This window comes from Corallococcus sp. 4LFB, from assembly GCF_046520365.1.
Classification (GTDB): domain Bacteria; phylum Myxococcota; class Myxococcia; order Myxococcales; family Myxococcaceae; genus Corallococcus; species Corallococcus caeni.
The window spans coordinates 1-16,255 of record NZ_JBKGHJ010000157.1 but is presented as its reverse complement, the minus strand read 5'-3'; the positions used below and the strand labels follow the sequence as shown (position 1 = coordinate 16,255).

14 protein-coding genes and 2 pseudogenes are annotated in these 16,255 nt (G+C 68.7%); 11 read left to right on the top strand and 5 right to left on the bottom strand.

From position 1 onward, the window contains the following. Together ACLEQD_RS18490 and ACLEQD_RS18485 are read left to right on the top strand one after the other, a co-directional pair. Positions 1-224: pseudogene (locus ACLEQD_RS18490) on the top strand (hypothetical protein); the annotation flags it as partial. Beyond that, entirely contained in the window at positions 212-523 is a 312-nt protein-coding gene (locus ACLEQD_RS18485) for a DUF2267 domain-containing protein (RefSeq protein ID WP_410385638.1), read from the top strand. The pseudogene ACLEQD_RS18490 and the gene ACLEQD_RS18485, both read left to right, overlap by 13 nt. A gap of 18 nt (positions 524-541) precedes the next feature. On the opposite strand, the gene ACLEQD_RS18480 is transcribed toward ACLEQD_RS18485, so the two are convergent. Further along, positions 542-2,035 carry an HAD-IG family 5'-nucleotidase gene (locus ACLEQD_RS18480; RefSeq protein ID WP_410385637.1) on the bottom strand — a complete coding sequence of 498 codons (1,494 nt, stop codon included), beginning with the start codon at positions 2,033-2,035 and terminating at the stop codon, positions 542-544. Positions 2,036-2,195: 160 nt separating this feature from the next. Here ACLEQD_RS18480 and ACLEQD_RS18475 point away from each other — a divergent pair, with 160 nt between their 5' ends. Both ACLEQD_RS18475 and ACLEQD_RS18470 read left to right on the top strand, forming a co-directional pair. Beyond that, the gene (locus tag ACLEQD_RS18475; RefSeq protein WP_410385636.1) at positions 2,196-2,810 is read left to right on the top strand and encodes an SRPBCC family protein; all 615 of its coding nucleotides are present in this window, start codon (positions 2,196-2,198) and stop codon (positions 2,808-2,810) included. A gap of 81 nt (positions 2,811-2,891) precedes the next feature. Beyond that, positions 2,892-3,548 (top strand): annotated as a pseudogene (locus ACLEQD_RS18470) (DUF5131 family protein); the annotation flags it as partial. A 165-nt stretch (positions 3,549-3,713) separates the two neighbouring features. Here the strand turns inward: ACLEQD_RS18470 and ACLEQD_RS18465 are convergent. Beyond that, the gene (locus ACLEQD_RS18465; RefSeq protein WP_410385635.1) at positions 3,714-4,166 is read right to left on the bottom strand and encodes a LysR substrate-binding domain-containing protein; all 453 of its coding nucleotides are present in this window, start codon (positions 4,164-4,166) and stop codon (positions 3,714-3,716) included. On the opposite strand from ACLEQD_RS18465, the gene ACLEQD_RS18460 reads away from it, so the two are divergent. From ACLEQD_RS18460 to ACLEQD_RS18445, 4 genes are all read left to right on the top strand, one after another. Continuing rightward, positions 4,165-4,452 (top strand): hypothetical protein, encoded by a 288-nt coding sequence (locus ACLEQD_RS18460; protein ID WP_410385634.1) that lies wholly within the window; start codon positions 4,165-4,167, stop codon positions 4,450-4,452. The genes ACLEQD_RS18465 and ACLEQD_RS18460 overlap by 2 nt on opposite strands. Before the next feature lie 283 nt (positions 4,453-4,735). Next, positions 4,736-5,062, top strand: a complete 327-nt coding sequence (locus ACLEQD_RS18455) for a hypothetical protein (RefSeq protein ID WP_410385633.1) — start codon at positions 4,736-4,738, stop codon at positions 5,060-5,062. A gap of 4 nt (positions 5,063-5,066) precedes the next feature. After that, positions 5,067-6,926 carry a M6 family metalloprotease domain-containing protein gene (locus ACLEQD_RS18450; RefSeq protein ID WP_410385632.1) on the top strand — a complete coding sequence of 620 codons (1,860 nt, stop codon included), beginning with the start codon at positions 5,067-5,069 and terminating at the stop codon, positions 6,924-6,926. A 150-nt stretch (positions 6,927-7,076) separates the two neighbouring features. Next, entirely contained in the window at positions 7,077-7,199 is a 123-nt protein-coding gene (locus ACLEQD_RS18445) for an Imm52 family immunity protein (RefSeq protein WP_410385631.1), read from the top strand. A gap of 14 nt (positions 7,200-7,213) precedes the next feature. On the opposite strand, the gene ACLEQD_RS18440 is transcribed toward ACLEQD_RS18445, so the two are convergent. Continuing rightward, positions 7,214-7,690, bottom strand: coding sequence for a hypothetical protein (locus ACLEQD_RS18440; RefSeq protein WP_410385630.1), 477 nt, complete (start codon positions 7,688-7,690; stop codon positions 7,214-7,216). A gap of 8 nt (positions 7,691-7,698) precedes the next feature. After that, positions 7,699-9,444 carry a serine/threonine protein kinase gene (locus ACLEQD_RS18435; RefSeq protein ID WP_410385629.1) on the bottom strand — a complete coding sequence of 582 codons (1,746 nt, stop codon included), beginning with the start codon at positions 9,442-9,444 and terminating at the stop codon, positions 7,699-7,701. A gap of 324 nt (positions 9,445-9,768) precedes the next feature. On the opposite strand from ACLEQD_RS18435, the gene ACLEQD_RS18430 reads away from it, so the two are divergent. From ACLEQD_RS18430 to map, 3 genes are all read left to right on the top strand, one after another. Continuing rightward, positions 9,769-10,806 carry a hypothetical protein gene (locus ACLEQD_RS18430; protein WP_410385628.1) on the top strand — a complete coding sequence of 346 codons (1,038 nt, stop codon included), beginning with the start codon at positions 9,769-9,771 and terminating at the stop codon, positions 10,804-10,806. A 168-nt stretch (positions 10,807-10,974) separates the two neighbouring features. Continuing rightward, positions 10,975-11,211 carry a hypothetical protein gene (locus ACLEQD_RS18425; RefSeq protein WP_207053304.1) on the top strand — a complete coding sequence of 79 codons (237 nt, stop codon included), beginning with the start codon at positions 10,975-10,977 and terminating at the stop codon, positions 11,209-11,211. Next, positions 11,208-12,209, top strand: coding sequence for a type I methionyl aminopeptidase (gene map, locus ACLEQD_RS18420; protein WP_410385627.1), 1,002 nt, complete (start codon positions 11,208-11,210; stop codon positions 12,207-12,209). The genes ACLEQD_RS18425 and map overlap by 4 nt, the downstream gene beginning before the upstream one ends. A 90-nt stretch (positions 12,210-12,299) precedes the next feature. On the opposite strand, the gene pulA is transcribed toward map, so the two are convergent. Next, complete coding sequence (gene pulA, locus ACLEQD_RS18415) at positions 12,300-15,740, bottom strand: pullulanase-type alpha-1,6-glucosidase (RefSeq protein ID WP_410385626.1); 3,441 nt, start codon at positions 15,738-15,740, stop codon at positions 12,300-12,302. Positions 15,741-16,255: the final 515 nt, after the last annotated feature.

Here is a 16,255-nt window from a genome sequence, read left to right as displayed (position 1 = left end):
CTGGCGTGGGGGTGGGTGGCCACCTTCGGGAGAGGTCCCGTCCCCCCATTGCCCGAGGTGTGCCCATGGCCCAGGCCCACGAAACCGACACCGAGAAGCAGGCGCGCCACGCGCGGCGCCACGAAGCCCACGTCCGCGCCACCTACGCGGCGTTCCTCCGCCACCTGTGCGAGCTGAGCGCCCTGCCCCCGCGCTCGCGGAGTCCGCCGCCGTGTCGGTGCTGAGCGCGCTGGAGCGCCGGCTCATGCCCAACGGGGCGCGCAACCTGGAGTCCCAGCTGCCGCGAATGCTGGTGGAGTTCCTGCCGCCCCCGGACGAGCGCCCCCCGCGCCCCCACCGCTTCGGCCGCGAGGAGTTCGTCGCGTCCGTGGCGGAGGACCTCCAGATGCCCATGGAGCAGGCGGAGCTGGTGATCCGCGCGGTGCTGCGCGCCTTCCAGGACCAGATCACCGAAGGCGAGGCGGACAAGGTCGCGAGCAACCTCCCCGCGGACCTGCAGGCCCTCTGGCGCCTCACGCAGTAGGCGCCCGCCGGCCTGCGACTACTCCGTGGGGCCGCTGCCCGCGCCGTCCCCGGTGGTGAACACCGGGGTGCCGCCGGGGAGGCTGGGGTCGTGCGGGAGGCTGCCGCGCGGGCTGCGCAGGTAGACGAACGGCGTGGCGAAGAGGAAGTTGCTCACGCGCGACGTGTAGATGTCCGCGTAGCGCTCCACCTGCCGCGCCAGGTGGCTCTTGTCGTTGCCGGCGCGGGTGAGCAGGCCCCAGTGCGGGTTGGACAGCTCGCCGGCCGCGCGGGCCATGGGCCCCAGCTCCGCGTCCAGCGCCTCCAGCTCCACGCGCAGCTCCGCGAGGCGCGTCACCAGCTCGCCCTCCGTGGTGTCCGTGCGCGGGCCGTACTGGTGGCGGCGGCGCTGGAGCTCCAGGCGCACCTGGCAGCTCTCCGCCTCCAGGCGCTCCTTCTGGAGCATGCGCTCGCCAATGCGGACCTCGGTGGCGCGGAAGGCGGCGATGGCGCGCACCTCGTCCTCCAGCTCGCGCAGGATGAGCGCGGTGCGCCAGCGCAGCACGTTCTTGGTGACGTGCACGTCGCCGAACATGTGGTCGCCCACGTAGAGGATCTCATCGCCGGACAGGCCCAGGTGCCGCTCCAGCTCCAGCGCGCTGCCGCCGAAGTAGGGCTTGCTCTTGTCGAGCGGCCCGGAGTGCGGACGCAGGAGCGCCTCGCCGTTGGCCTCCACCACCTCGAAGAGGGTGGCGCGGGTGGTGAAGAACTCGGGCTTGCGCGCGCTGACGATGACGACGTCGAAGAGCTGGCGCCAGGTCATGCCCTCGGGCAGGTGCCGGTCGAAGGCGAAGTGCATCATGGGCTCCGTGTAGGCCCACTCGCTGTTGGTGATGAGCAGGAGCTTCTTGCCGGCGTTCTTCTGGTCCAGCAGCGCGAGCGGCGTCTCCGGGTCGTCGATGACGTAGCGCTCGGGGTCCGCGATGATTTCCGCCTTGAGGCGCCCCTGCATGTGCGTGGCGTCCAGGTTCTTGCGCACGTGCTCGTAGAGGTCCGCGTAGCCCATGGGGCCGGGGAGCTGGCCGGCGTCCAGGCGGTCCACGAGCTGCGCGTAGATGCAGGCCTCGGAGAGGGAGAACAGCGTGTTGAGGAACACCCAGCGCCGGTCCGCCAGGTCGATGACGGTGCGGTTGTAGGCCTCGCGCTGGGACTCGAAGTCCATGGGGCGGCTGCCGTGCAGGGCCTTCTTCACGAAGCCGAAGCGGTTGGCCTTGAGCAGGTTGCCCTTGGCGGTGTCGATGATGAGGCCGCGGATGGCGAGCATCGGGTCGAAGGTCAGGTCGGCCACGGGCCAGCCCTGCTCCACCAGCCGGTCGCGAATGTATTCGTACGCGCGGCGTTCCCACGCCTCCACGCGGTAGTGGATGAGCGTGTAGTCCATGTCGTAGCCCACGGCCTTGATGGCACGCATGTTGAGCGTGCGGTTGCAGAACAGGCCGCGTTCAGGCGGGGGACCGGAGAAGTGAGGACGCATGGGAGCAAGGCTTGCCAAGGCTTGCACGCAAAGTCGAGCGGCCTGTGTGCCCACGTCGGTTCGTGGGCAGGCCCGGGGCGTTCGGGTGTCGGAAAGATGGGATACAGGTGACGCACGCGCCGCGAAGGCCGGGCATGCGCGGAACCAAAAGGGCAGACACATGTCGGGAATGACGCGGCGCTGGGGCCTGGCCCTGGCGGTGGTGCTGGTGGCGGGCGTGGCGGGGGCTCAGGAATGGGAGACGGTGGCGACGACGCCCTTTCTGATCAAGGTGCGGCCCCGTCCGGGGACGAAGGCGAAGGACATCTGGGCGGAAGGGGAGCTCAAGGCGAGCGCGGCGCAGGTGCAGGCGGCGCTGGAGGACCAGGAGTCGTACCGGCTCTTCATGCCGTACGTGAAGGAGTCGCGGGTGGTGCGGCCCACGGAGGACGGCGGGCGGCTCACGTACACGCGGCTGGACCTGCCGGTGGTGTCCTCGCGCGACTACATCTGTCACGTGGTGACGGAGTCGAAGGTCGCGCCGGACGGGACGGGCGTGTACCAGCAGCGCTGGAAGGCGGAGCCGGACGCGTTCCCCGCCAGGCGGGACGTGGTGCGCCTGCGGCTGAACGAGGGCAGCTGGAGGGTGGAGTCGAAGGACGGGGGCACGTCCTCGGTCGTCTACAAGTTCACGGTGGACCCGCGGGGTCCATCCCGGGGTTCCTGGCCAGCGTGGGGCAGAAGGACGCGGTGGTGGACACGCTGCGCGCGGTGGAGAAGCGCGCGAAGTCGCTGAGCGTGGACACGGCTCCCGCGAAGTAGGGGATGGAGGCGTAGGGGATGGGAGCAGGCGGGCCGGGTGTTCCCTCCGGACGCCATGGCTGACAACTCCAAGATTGAGTGGACGGACGCGACGTGGAACCCGGTGCGCGGCTGCGTGAAGCTGAGCCCCGGGTGCAAGCACTGCTACGCGGAGACGTTCGCGCAGCGGTTCCGGGGCGTGCCGGGCCACCCGTATGAGCAGGGCTTCGACCTGAAGCTGATTCCGGGGAAGCTCGCCGAGCCGCTGCGCTGGAAGGCATCCAAGCGCGTGTTCGTGAACTCGATGAGCGACCTGTTCCTGGACGACGTCCCGGAGGCGTACATCGAGGCGGTGGCGCGGGTGATGGCGCTGGCGGACTGGCACACGTTCCAGGTGCTGACGAAGCGCGCGGAGCGGATGCAGCGGCTGTTGTCCACGCGGCTCGCGTTCGCGGCGAGGCTGCCGAACGTGTGGTGGGGCGTGAGCGTGGAGGACCGGAAGTACGGCCTGCCGCGCGTGAAGCACCTGCAGGCGGCGCCCGCGCGGGTGCGGTTCCTGTCCATCGAACCGCTGCTGGAGGACCTGGGCACGGTGGACTTCACGGGCGTGGACGGCGTCATCGTCGGAGGCGAGAGCGGCGCGAAGGCCAGGCCGCTGGACCCGGAGTGGGTGCGCTCCGTGCGCGAGCAGTGCGCCGCTGCGGGCGTGGCCTTCTTCTTCAAGCAGTGGGGAGGCAAGCGCAAGGCGGCGGCGGGGCGGGTGCTGGATGGGCGCACGTACGACGCTCTGCCCGGGACGTCGGTGGCGCGTTCCCCGACGAGGCCCGGCGCCTGCGGTTGCTGGAGGAGGCCGAAGCGCTGGCGGTGCCGTGGCTGGCGCCGCCGGTGTCGGCCGAGCTCAGCGCCGCCGCTTCAGCTTGAAGAAGTCGATGAGCGCCTTGAGCTTGGGCGGCACGTGGGTTCGGCTCGGGTAGTAGAGGAAGAAGCCGGGGAGGGTGGGGGAGTACGCGTCGAGCACGCGCACCAGGCGCTTCTCCGCGAGCAGCTTCCGGGCGCGGCTCTCCGGGACATAGGCAAGCCCCAGCCCGGCGACGGCGGCCTCCACCACCAGCTCCGAGTCATCCAGCACCACACGGCCCGCGACCGCGACGTCAATGCGCTTGCCGCCGTCGGTGAGGCCCCAGGGATGGATGCCGCCCGTGGTCCGGCTGCGGTAGTTGATGCAGTCGTGGTCGAGCAGGTCGCGAGGGTGCTTCGGCTTGCCGCGCGTCGCGAAGTACGACGGTGCGCCCACCACGAACATGGGGATGTCGCCGCTCGGGGTGAAGGTGCTCATCGTGGAGCCGGGCATGTTCCGAACGAAGTTGCTGGGCCCGTCCTACCGGCAGATGCCGGAGCTGGCGCCCTACGTGGAGACGGTGGGCCCGATGCGCGCCTATGTGGCACAGGCCGCCGGAACGCAGCCCGGCGACCCGGCGAAGGCCGCGAAGGCCATCGTGGACGCCGTGGCCGCGGGAGTCCCGACGCTGAGGCTCTTCCTGGGGCCGGACGCGCCCGGAGCCATCCGCGAGAAGCTGGCGCAGGTGCTGGAGGACGTGAAGCGCACGGAGCAGATCGCGCTCGCGACGGGGTTCTAAACGGAGCGGTGCCTGCAATCAGAGTGTGGACGACTGTCGAGCGCGTGAGGTTCGGCCAAGCGGATCCTCTGCGGGCTACCGGGTGTCGGCGGCCGAGGGCTTGCACCGCCAGCACCGGCTTCAACGCCAGTTCAACAATAGCAAGGGCCCCAGCGTGCAAGCCTTCCGTTGAAAGATAGACGGAACAAGACGCTGCTTGCGAATGCCTCGGTGGTTGATGGCCACGAGAAAGCAACGCGTGTACTGCTGGGCAGCCTTTGATCGAAGGCAAACAGGAGGGGGAATGTCGTCCGCCGTGTTTGGACAGAAAGCCTGTCTGGGCCAAGCCAATGGCCCGGATGTGGAGCTCATCGTGAGCGGCACCGAGCTCTATGCCACCTATGAAACCGTGGAGGGCTTCCCCGTCATCTACGACGACGCCTTGGGCCGCTTCTACTACGCCCGAGTCGTCGAGGGCCGGTACGAGTCCACGGGTGTCTCCGTCACGTCCCCTCCACCCCCTGGTCTGCTCCAACACGCCAGGGAATCCGATGAGGTCCGCTCAGAAAAGATACGCCAGCGCCAGGAGCAGATGAAGCAACGCTCACACCCCACACAAGACCAGGAATGATCCAATGAGTGCCATCTTTGGAGAGATACTGACCCTCGGCCAGGCGGAGGGCCCGGATGTTCCGCTGAAGGTCTTCGGGGACGAGCACTACGCCCGTTACGAGGCGCTGTCCGGGTATACGGCCATCTATGACGCGGAGCTGGGGCTGTTCTGCTATGCGCGGCTCGCGGCCGGAACCCTCCGGTCCACGGGCGTTCCGCTGACGCAGGCGGCCCCTGCCGGACTGCAGCGTCACCTCCAGGAATCATTCGGCGTCAAAGAGCTGAAGGCGGACGCACGTCGGTTGCGCCGCTCCGCTTCGACAGGCGGCAGGCTGGAAGCGGAGGTGGTTCGCACCTTCGGTCCAAACCAGGGCCTGCTAGAGGGGCGCGTCCTGGCCAGCGGCCCGGTGAAGGGCCTGACCATCCTGGTCAACTTCAAGGATGTCACCACCAAGGTGACCCGCGCCGACGTCGAGGAGATGCTCAACGGCGACAACTACACGCGAAATGGCAATATCTGCTCGGCGCGTGAGTATTTCCGCCGCGTTTCCAGCGGCAAGCTCGACTACACGAATGTCGTCGTCGGGCCGTTCACGCTCAGCCGGAACCGTCAGTTCTACGTCAACAACCTCCTCATCGAGGAGGCACTTCAGCTGGCTTTGGCCGCCGGGCTCGACTTGAAGCAGTTCGATTCCCGCAACGAGAACATCATCGACGCGATCAACGTCCTCTACGCCGGACAGACGCAGTACAACGGAGAACTCTGGCCCCACAACTTCTCCATCGACCTCCAGTTCGGGAGCATGAGGACCGACCTGTACCTGCTGACGAGTCTGGGCCGCACCCCTGCGGAGCTCAGCATTGGTACTTTCTGCCATGAGAACGGGCATCTGCTCTGCCGCTTCCCGGATATGTATGACTATGGCAAGCGGGACGGGGACAATGTCGTCAGCGCCGGGATTGGCAGCTATTGCCTGATGGGGTCCGGCAACCACCTGGACTTCGGACGGAGCCCCTCGCCCGTCTGCGGCTACCTGAGAGACTTGGTCGGGTGGTGCGACAACGAGGTGGACCTGAGCCCCGCCGGTCAACACCAGGCCCGGCACGGCGACTACAACACTGTGATGAAGTACCGGACCGCCAAGCCCAATGAGTACTTCATCGTCGAGAACCGCTCCAAGATGGGGCTCGACCGCGCCTTGCCAGCCAGCGGACTGGCCGTCTACCACTGCGACATCTTCGGCTCGAACGAGTTGCAGCAGAGCACCGCGGCCCAGCACTTCCAATGTGCGCTCCTCCAGGCGGACGGGCATCGCCACCTGGAACTGAACACCAACCAGGGCGATGGGGCGGACCTGTTCGGGGAGACACAGGGAGTCGCCCTGTCGGGCGACTCCGTGCCGCATTCGCGCGAGTGGGACGGCCGGGACTCTGGGCTCACCATCTCCGACGTCGGAGCACCTGGCGAGCTCATTCCCCTGACCGTGGGCCAAGCCATGACGCCGCAGACCGCCACGGGTCAGGCACAGCCGATGCTGGAGATTCCGGATGATGCGGCGATCGGCGTTTCAGTCCCCATCCGCATCGCCGCATCCGGCACCGTCTCGCGAATCAAGGTCAGTATCGACATCCAGCATCCCTATATCGGGGACCTGAGTGTCGTACTGACTTCTCCCTCGGGACGGCGTGCGGTGCTGCACGCGCAACTGGGAGGCCCCGCTGACAACCTGGTCGCGACCTATGACTCGGCCTCCCCTGGCATGCTCACCAACCTGCTGGGCCAGCCGATGAAGGGCGACTGGATCCTGAATGTCTCGGACCGTGCCCGCGACGATGTCGGCACCCTGCGAAGCTGGGGCGTCGAGCTATGGTCCGAGCCGTAGTCGTTGCCCCGGTAGCAGGTGAGAGTCCCCTGCTACCGTGGACACCTCCGATGTGATGGATGGGTGTTCGATGTCGGAGAGCCAGAAGAAGCAGAGGCGACAGCGGCGTAGCTTCAGCCCGGAGTTCAAAGCCGGGGCGGTGGGGCGCGGGTGGAGTTGATCATCCTGACGCCCGTGCGATTCATGGCCGCAAACCCCGACCACGTCGAGCAGGGCCACCGAGTCGGAGCGCTGCTGGCCAGGGCCGGTCTCATGCGGCCTGTCATGTCCTGACCGGCGTGGGTTGATCAGATGGAAGGGAACCGCACTCCTGGCAGGACGAGCAGCCGCGTGCCCTCCGCGTCCTGAAGCTCCAGCGTGTAGACACCGCGCGCCTCCCGGGACTGGGCTTCGGCTTCCACGATGATCCGGGCGATTCCGTCTTCAGAGTCGGGCGCAACCTCCATCACTTCCACGATCCTCAAGGGCTGATGATTCGGACCCATGAGGCTCGCCCTGGCGACCTTGCCGGACAGTGGCGTCGGCCCGGAGAGCTCCAGCTGCACCGCGACCCGGCTCGCGGAGCGAAAACTCCTGACCTGGAACGCCGCGTCCGGGAGACCCCTCAATTCCAACGCCATCACTCCCCTTTGATCCAGGGTCGTATTGGAGAGCATCGCCGCCAATCCCACATCAGGACAGACCTGCTCGGGAAGCGGAGTGGCTGCATCGGCGGACACCCCTCCATCCGCGGCTGCCAGAAACGAGAGCAGGAACAGGAGCATGAGTCCTCCTATTCGTCGTATCGCCACACACTCCGCACGGACATCAGGTTGGGCACGACCGCGGTGTTCTCGTCTCCCCCTTCACTGCGGGGGACGCCCCGCGTCCTGTCATCAAGGAACCAGAGTTCGATACAGACAGGATATGTTTCGCCGGTCTTGTTCTGACGCAGTTGGGTGAAACGGCCGTAGACCCGTTTGGAGCCGACGTAGAGCGTACCGGTCAGCATGGAGCCATGCCTCACTACTCCTTGGCTGCCATGCATGTACACAGCGGCACGTCCCTCGCGGATCGTGACGAAATCGGAGGGCGTGTTCGGATCGAATAAGGCGGCCCACTGTCTATCGTAGATCTTCAGCTTCTTCATTGCCGCCACTGCATCCTCCGGGCAGTCCTCGGCGGGAGGCGTGGGACGGTCCACCAGGGGCGCGCTGGCGCAGGCCATGCCCGCCACGCAGGACGCAATCGCCGCGGTCTTGAGGGTGCGGCCAGTCTTTGGAGACGGCGGAACAGAGGGTTTTTTCGTCACGAGAGCGTGTTCCTTGGGAAGTGCCGCCATGGAGGTAGCGGTCGCCGGGGAAGGGCTCGCGAGCGGCAGGGCGGCGACAGGAACACTGTGCGGGCGGTCTGGCTCGCTGGCCAGTTTATGACCAACCGGGGCGGAAACACTCTCTGGAACCCCAGGGGTTGTATGCCGAGTCCAGCCCCGAAGAAGGACCTCCCAGGTCCCAGGTCCCGCCAGCAGCAACCCCAGGCACAGCGCCATCCCCACCCAACCCCAGGCCGGCAACCGGCGCGGGGCCGCCACCACCGGCGCGGCCCGGGGCCGGGGCGCGGGCGTCAGGTACGGCTGCTCCGGCCAGACCGGACGGCGGATCTGATTCGGCTTGCCCGGAATCTCATCGAAGAGGTGCGCCTCGAACGCCGCCGCCCCTCCGGAGAGCAGCCCCCGCATCAGCTCTGAATGCGCCGCCTCGCCCGTGCGGGGCCGCTGCTCCGGCTCCTTCTCCAGCAGCCCCAGGATGGCCCGCGACAGGGGCTCCGGCACCTGCGGGTTGATGTCCCGGGGCGACGGCGGCAGCCGCTCCGTGATGGCCACCGACAGCAGCTCCGGCTCCTGCCCCGGCGGGAACGGGTAGTGCCCGGTGACCGCCCGGTACAGGCACACCCCCAGCGCATACAGGTCATCCGCCGCGCTGTACGGATAGCGCAGCTCCGGCTGCCTCCAGTGGCGCTGCTGGAAGCGGATGGCCTCCGGGCTGCGCAGGTGCAGCGTGCCCGGGGGCAGGGTGGTGGTCGTGAGCGTCATGGCCCCCGCCTGGTCCCCCGCGCCGAAGTCGATGAGCACCGGCACCTGCCCCCGCGTGCGGATCAACAGGTGCTCCGGCTTGAGGTCCCGGTGCAGCACGCCCCGGGCGTGCAACACCCCCAGCGTCATCGCCACCGAGCCCCCCACCATGGCCACCTGCCGGAACGTGGGGTTGACCGTCTCCGCCCAGACGTGGAGCGCCATCCCCTCCACCCAGTCCATGACGAAGTACGGCAGCCCCTCCACCGGGTCCGGCCACCGCCCCGTGGCATGCACCCGCACGACGTTCGGGTGCCACGCCCGGTCCAGCAGCAGCGCCATCTCCCGCAGCGCCCGGGCTGGATCCGGATGCAGCGACAGCTTGAGCGCGAAGCTCCGCCCCGGCGCGTCCAGCGGCTCCACCCGGTAGACCGCGCCGTACCCGCCCACCCCCAACGTCCCCAGCACGCGCCAGCACCCCACCACCGCGCCGGGCTGGAGCGCGCCGGGAACACCTGTGACCCTTCTGGACTCATGAACCCACAGGGTCGCATGAAGTCCACTCGACCTGGAAGGTCACTTCACCCGGACGCGGGACGGAGCCCCTGCCTCATGTGCTCTCACGTCAGGAAGTCTCACCCCCGTGCCCGCGCTGAATGCTCCCAGCGGAATCAATCGGCGGTGACTGAAATGTGACACGAACAAGGCGCGCAACGGGCGGGGTGTGTCAGACGGATTTGGTGTATTGAGCCGCGTCTCATCGCAGCACCTCCCCCCATTCAGGAGTTCCTGATGCGTCGTGTTGGCACAGCCCTTCTTGCCGTGAGCATGCTCGCCGCTTGCGGTCCCGGTACCCAGGCGGAGACTCCCTCCGAGTCCGCCCCCTCCACCCCGGCCGTCGAGCAGCAGCAGGCGCCCCTCCTCACCGAGACGAACGTCGACGTGGCCATCGAGTGCTCCGGCATCCTCGCGTTCGCGAACACGGCGACGTACGCGACCCTGGACACCTACCTGCCCAGCAACGTGGTCACCAACATCGTGAACCGCCGCGCCACCGCGCCGTTCACGTCCCTGGCGGACCTGTCCTCCGTGCCGCTCGTCGGCCCGGCCCGGCTCAAGCAGATCGAGGGCGGCGCCCGGACCCTGGACTACATCGACGCGGACTGCGTCGGCATCCTGGACGGCATCGCCATCTCCCATGACGACCAGACCGCCATCGTCGCGCTGGTGAACAGCATCGACGACTCGGAGCTGCACGACGTGCTGCCGGACGCGTGGAACGGCGCCGTGAACCTGCTCACCACCCGCCCCTTCACCACCGCGCAGCAGATCGCCGACACGGCGGGCATCGGTGACGTGAGCTTCCGCAACATCCGCAACTCCGCCACCCTGAGCCGCCCCCTGGAGGCGCTCTTCGCCGCGGTGAACGCCATCCAGGGCAACGGCTCCTACGGCGCCACCACCCTGCGCCACTTCGACTGGTGGAACGTCGCGTCCGCCGGCCACGCCTACCGCGATGACAAGACGTGCTTCGGCCTGGAGCCCTCCAGCGTCCCGTCCGGCGCCGCCATCCGTCCGAACCTGGCGGACGCCGCCGAGGTGCGCGCCGCGGTCCAGAACGCCGTCGCCTACGTCAACGGCAACACCCTCATCCCCGCCTCGGTCCGCACCGCGGGCTACGCGAACCTGGACTCGCTCATCGCGGGCCGGTCGTTCAAGGGCTGCATCATCACCTACGAGAACGACCCCTGGAGCCGCAACACCGTCCACATCTACGTGGACACCGTGAACGGCTTCAGCCTGATGACCGAGACCTGGTGGTCGGAGTAGTCCTCCCCACCTGACGTCCCTGCCGTCCCGGAGCCCCGGGTTCCTCCATGGAGCCCGGGGCTTTGTCGTGTCCGGAAGCAGGCAGGCCCCTGGCCGGCAGGTCTCCCGGCCCCGGGCGCGGGAAGGAAACCGTGCATCCCCAGGTGTCTATGGGTATAGACACGCCCCATGTGCCCCCTGGTGAACACGAAGGACCTGATTGACGCCCAGGAGGTGGCGGGCCTCTTGCGCCTGGCCCACCCCAACAGCGTCAGCACGTACCTGCGCCGTTATCCGGACATGCCCCGTCCGGTGCTCGACCTGGGCGCCGGGCGCCCGCGCCTCTGGCTCAAGCCCCAGATGCTCCGCTGGGCCCGCGCCCGCCAGGCCGCCATCACCGACACAAGCTCCCGAGGTTCCCGATGACCACCGCCACCCCCCGAACCGCCCCCGCCGTCCTCCCCGGGCCCAATGACGCCTGCTGGTGCGGCAGTGGCTCCAAGTACAAGAAGTGCCACCGCGGCGCGGACACCGTGGAGGCCCGCAAGAAGGGCCCCGACGCCCACCGCAAGGGCATCCGCCCCGGCCTCGTCAGCCCCCGCCGCGTGGTGCCCAGCACCATCGCCCGGCCGGACTACGCGGACTCCATGGCCGGCCGGCCCTCGCGCTCGCGCAACGAGCCGGACGTGAAGTCGCCGGACGTCATCGCCCGCATGCGCCGCGCCTGTCAGGCCGCCGCCCAGGTGCTGGCGGAGACCGCGCAGCACGTGCGCGTGGGCATCACCACGGACGAACTGGACGCCATCGCGCACGAGGCCTACCTCAAGCGCGGCGGCTACCCCAGCACGCTCAACTACCACAAGTTCCCCAAGTCGCTCTGCACCTCCGTCAACGAGGTCATCTGCCACGGCATCCCCGACAGCCGCGCGCTGGAGGACGGCGACATCGTCAACCTGGACATCACCATCTACCTGGATGGCGTCCACGGCGACTGCTCGGCCACGTACCTGGTGGGCAACGTGGAGCCGCAGCACCAGCGCCTGGTCCAGATTGCGAAGGAGTGCCTGGACATCGGCATCGCCGCGGTGAAGCCCGGCCGGCCCATCAGCGACATTGGCCGCGCGGTGGAGGCCCACGCCGTGAAGAACGGCACCAGCGTGGTGCGCGCCTACTGCGGCCACGGCATCGGTGAGACGTTCCACACCTCGCTCCAGGTGCCGCACTACTACGAGCCGGAGGCGGACACCGTCATGCAGCCCGGGATGATCTTCACCGTGGAGCCGATGATCAACCAGGGCCACTGGGACCACCGCCTGTGGAACGACGACTGGACCGTCGTCACCGCGGACGGCCTGCGCAGCGCCCAGTTCGAGCACACCCTGCTCGTCACCGACACGGGCGCGGAGATCCTCACCGTCCCCTGAGGGCTCTCCACCCCTGGAAACACCCCGGGCCCCGGACGCGCTCTGCCGCATCCGGGGCCCGCTTCATTTCCAGCCGGTGACCTTCCGGGACTACGCCCGGCGGCGGCGCAGCTTCAGCGCCAGGCCGCACAGCATCAGCAGGCTGGTGGCGCCCAGCGGGCCGGGCACCGTGCTCTGGCAGTTGCAGCCGTCGGCCTCGCCCGGGTCCTGGGGGTCGCCCGGGTCCTGCGGATCCGGATCCGGGTCCACCACCGCGTCGTCGGTGACGAACACCGCGGTGGTGCGCGCGGGCACCGTGAAGCCGCCCGTGGCCGCGTCGTACGCGGACGTGCGCGCCACGGGGTCCGTGGACGCCTGCTGCGCCGGGTGGAGCTTCAGCTTGAGGGACTTGTACGCGTCCGCCTTGAACGTCTGCGCGTCGTCCGTGCCGTTGAACAGCACGATGGCGCGCTTGCCCTCGGCGTTCGTGCCGTGGTCCTGCATGGCCATCACGATGAGGCCCGGAATCTGGTCCGGACCGGTGTTCTCGAAGTGCACCAGCTGCTTCACCTCGTCCCCGGTGCGCAGGCGGAACAGCCGCGAGCTCTTGCGGATGGTCAGCATCTCCTCGAAGTGGTCGCGCGCCCGGACGATGTCCGCGCTCGCCGGCTTCAGCGCCGCGTCCGCCAGCAGCGGCCCGAAGAGCGGCCAGTTGCCCTGGTTGTCCGCGGCCGGGGGCAGGCCCACGCCCCAGTTGTTGGACTGGTAGGTCCAGTCCACCTTGTTGAACCAGTCCCCGGAGTTGTAGCTGTTGCGGTCCAGCGACTTGGAGCGCAGCAGTTCGTCACCCGCGTGGAAGAACGGGATGCCCTGGCCCAGCGCCACCAGCGCGATGCCCAGGTTGTGCATGCGCACGCGCTCCGCCATGGGCAGGTCGCGCCGCGCCTTCAGCTGGACCGCGTCGAACAGCGTCTCGTTGTCGTGCGCGGAGACGTAGGTGATGACCTCCTGCGGGTCCAGCGTGTAGCCGGCCTTGGCGCCGTTGTAGTCCACGCCTTCACCCGTGACGGTCGCGCCGGTGCGGTCCACCAGCGAGTAGTCCTTCAGGTTGCCGGCGAGGCCCACGCGGATCCAATCGCTGTAGCGCAGCAGCTTGTCCTTCTGCGCCGCCTCCGTGCCCTGGTCCGTGCCGTTCGGGTCGGACAGCAGGCCGCTGATGAAGCCCTGCTCCTGGAGCCCGCTGAAGGGGCCACCGCCGCGGGCGCCGTCGCGCAGGCGGTCGTTGAACGTGCCGATGCCCGTGCCCGCCATGTTGGCCTGCGTGGCGTTGACGCCGCGCGCGTTGCCGGCCACCTCGCCGAAGTCCCAGCCCTCGCCGTAGACGTAGATGGCCTTGCCGTCCACGCCGTCCCGCTCCACGGTGAGCGCGTCCAGCGTGGCGCGCAGCTTCACCAGGTTGGACTTCATGTGGTGGCCCATCAGGTCGAAGCGGAAGCCGTCCACCTTGTACGCCTTCGCCCACGTCACCACGGAGTCGATGAGCAGCTTCTCCATCATCGCGTTCTCGGACGCGGTGTTCTGGCAGCAGGTGCTCGTCTCCACGTTCCCGTCGTCGCTGAGGCGGTGGTAGTAGCCCGGGACGATGCGGTCCAGCACGCTCTTGGCGTCCTGCCCGGAGGAGTTGGTGTGGTTGTAGACCACGTCCATCACCACGCGCAGGCCGTGCTGGTTGAGCGACTGCACCATCTCCCGGAACTCCACCGTGCGCGTCGTGCCCTGCGCGTCGGTGGAGTAGCTGCCCTCCGGCACCGTGTAGTGGTACGGGTCATAGCCCCAGTTGTAGCCGTCCAGGTCCGCCACGGCCTTCACCGCCGCCTGCTGCTGGTCGGAGTCCGGCGGCAGCGACACCAGGTCGCCCGCCGGGTGCTGCTGCGCCGCGCGGTCCTCGTTGATGGTCGCGATGTCGAACACCGGCAAGAGGTGCACGTGCGTGAGGCCCGCCTTCGCCAGCCGGGTCAGGTGCTTCATGCCGTCGGACTCGCGCGTGAACGCCTTGAACGTGCCGCGCTCGTTCTCCGGCACCGTCAGGTCGTTGATGCTGAAGTCGCGCGCGTGCAGCTCGTAGAGGACAATGTCCTCCGGGGCCTCCAGCGCGGGCTTCGCCAGCGTGCTCCAGCCCTGCGGCGCGAGCGCGGGGTCCGAAAGGTCCACGAGCTGGCTCAGCTCGCTGTTGATGGAGAGGGCCACGGAGTAGGGGTCGGTGACGCGGTTGGTGACGACCTTGCCCTCCTTGCGGGCGTAGACCTCCACCTCGTAGAGGAAGTAGCGGTTCTTCCACGTCGCGTCGCCCGTCGCGCTCCAGACGCCCTCGTCGCCGGCCGTCATGGGCACGCGGGTGAAGGTGGACGTGGGGCTGCCGTCCGCGAACAGGAGCAGGTTCACGCTCTTCGCCGTGGGGGCCCACAGGCGCAGCGTGGGGATGCCGTTCTCGAACGTGGCGCCCAGCGGGCCGTCATACGCGTACAGGTCGTCCAGCGCGCCCGCGAGCTGCGCGCTGGTGGCGTCCAGCGGCTTGCCCTCCGCGTTCGTGGCGGACAGCGCCAGCTGGCCCTTGAGCCACGTGGCGGCGTTCGCCGCGTCCGCCTGGGACAGCTTCAGCACCATGCGGCCCATCAGGTTCGGGAAGCGCGCCGCCTGCGCGGCGGTGAGCCCCGCGGGGTCCACCGTCAGCGTCACGGCGGTGCCGCCCTGCACGCCGGTGCCGTTCAGCGTCATCCCACCCGTGGGCGCCGTGTGCAGCTTGAACACGGTGCCCTCGGGCACCGCGACCTCCGGGCTCCACACGAACGTGTCGCGCGCCACCCAGTGCGCCCGCGCCAGCAGCAGGTTGCCCGCGGGAGCGCCGGCCGCGCGGATGGTCACCTTCTTGGAGGCACCGGAGTCGAAGGTGATGAGCATCTCCTGGTTGTCCGTCTCCACCGCGAAGGCCGCGTTGCTGCCGGGATAGGCGGTGTTCCAGTTCTCGTCGAGCGCGACCTTGCACTCGTAGTTGCCCGCGGGCAGCGCCTTCGTGGTGAAGGTGTAGATGCCGTCGCCGTCCGGGTCCTGCATCATCGAGCGCAGGCAGTCCGGCTGCCAGTCACCCGGACAGCCCAGCTCGCTCTGGAACGAGCCCGCCACCGTGGCGATGGTGCTGGAGCGGTTGCTCGTCACGTACAGCGTGTTCGCGTCGAAGTAGAACTTCACCGCGCCCGCCGTCGTCTGGTTCAGCACCACGTCCGCGCCGCCGGGGCCGCCGTGCGTCTGCGACAGCGAACCGTCCAGCGCGACCTTGAAGTGCCACGTGCCCACCGGCACGTTGAACGAGCCCTGCCACTTGTCGTCCGCCGCGTCGTACGTCAGCGCCGTCTGCGCGCAGCCGGGGTCGTTGTCCGCGGCACAGCCTGCCTCGCTCTGCATGTCACCAACGACCGTCACCGACGTGGGCGCCGCCAGGGAGGACATGGGAAGCAGCGCGGCGAAGAGCCCGCCGAACGCGAGCGCGCGCGTCATGCGGGGGACTGCGAATGGAACTCTCAGGGGAAACCTCCAGGGGGAATGGAAATCCCGGGCACGGTAGCAGCCGGTCCTGTCACGGGTGATCCCAGCGCGCCTCCCCGGTTCGCGGGACCCCCTGGATGATCCGCGTCGGGACCGGCGGATCCACCCCGTGACGTCGGATGCGAACGGGGCCCGAAAACGAGACGCAGTGCGGCATGAACCGCGCGCTCCGTTGAGTCCGCTCACGCCATGCGTCACAAGGATGTGCAGAGGAAGACATCCGGGACATGCCGCGTTGCGGCATCAGCCGATTGTTCCGACGCCCCTTCACCCCTTTCCAGACTGTTGGATACAGTGCCGCGCCCAGATGGCCTCACGCCTCCCCTGCCCACAACCGAACGCTGTCTCCCACCGCGGTCGGTGGCGCCCGATGTTCCACGGCCTTGTCGCCCTGTGTCTGGCGGGGTGCGCCACGGCGCCCACGCCGACGCAACCCGCGCCGGAGGCCGCCGCGACGCAGCCCGCCG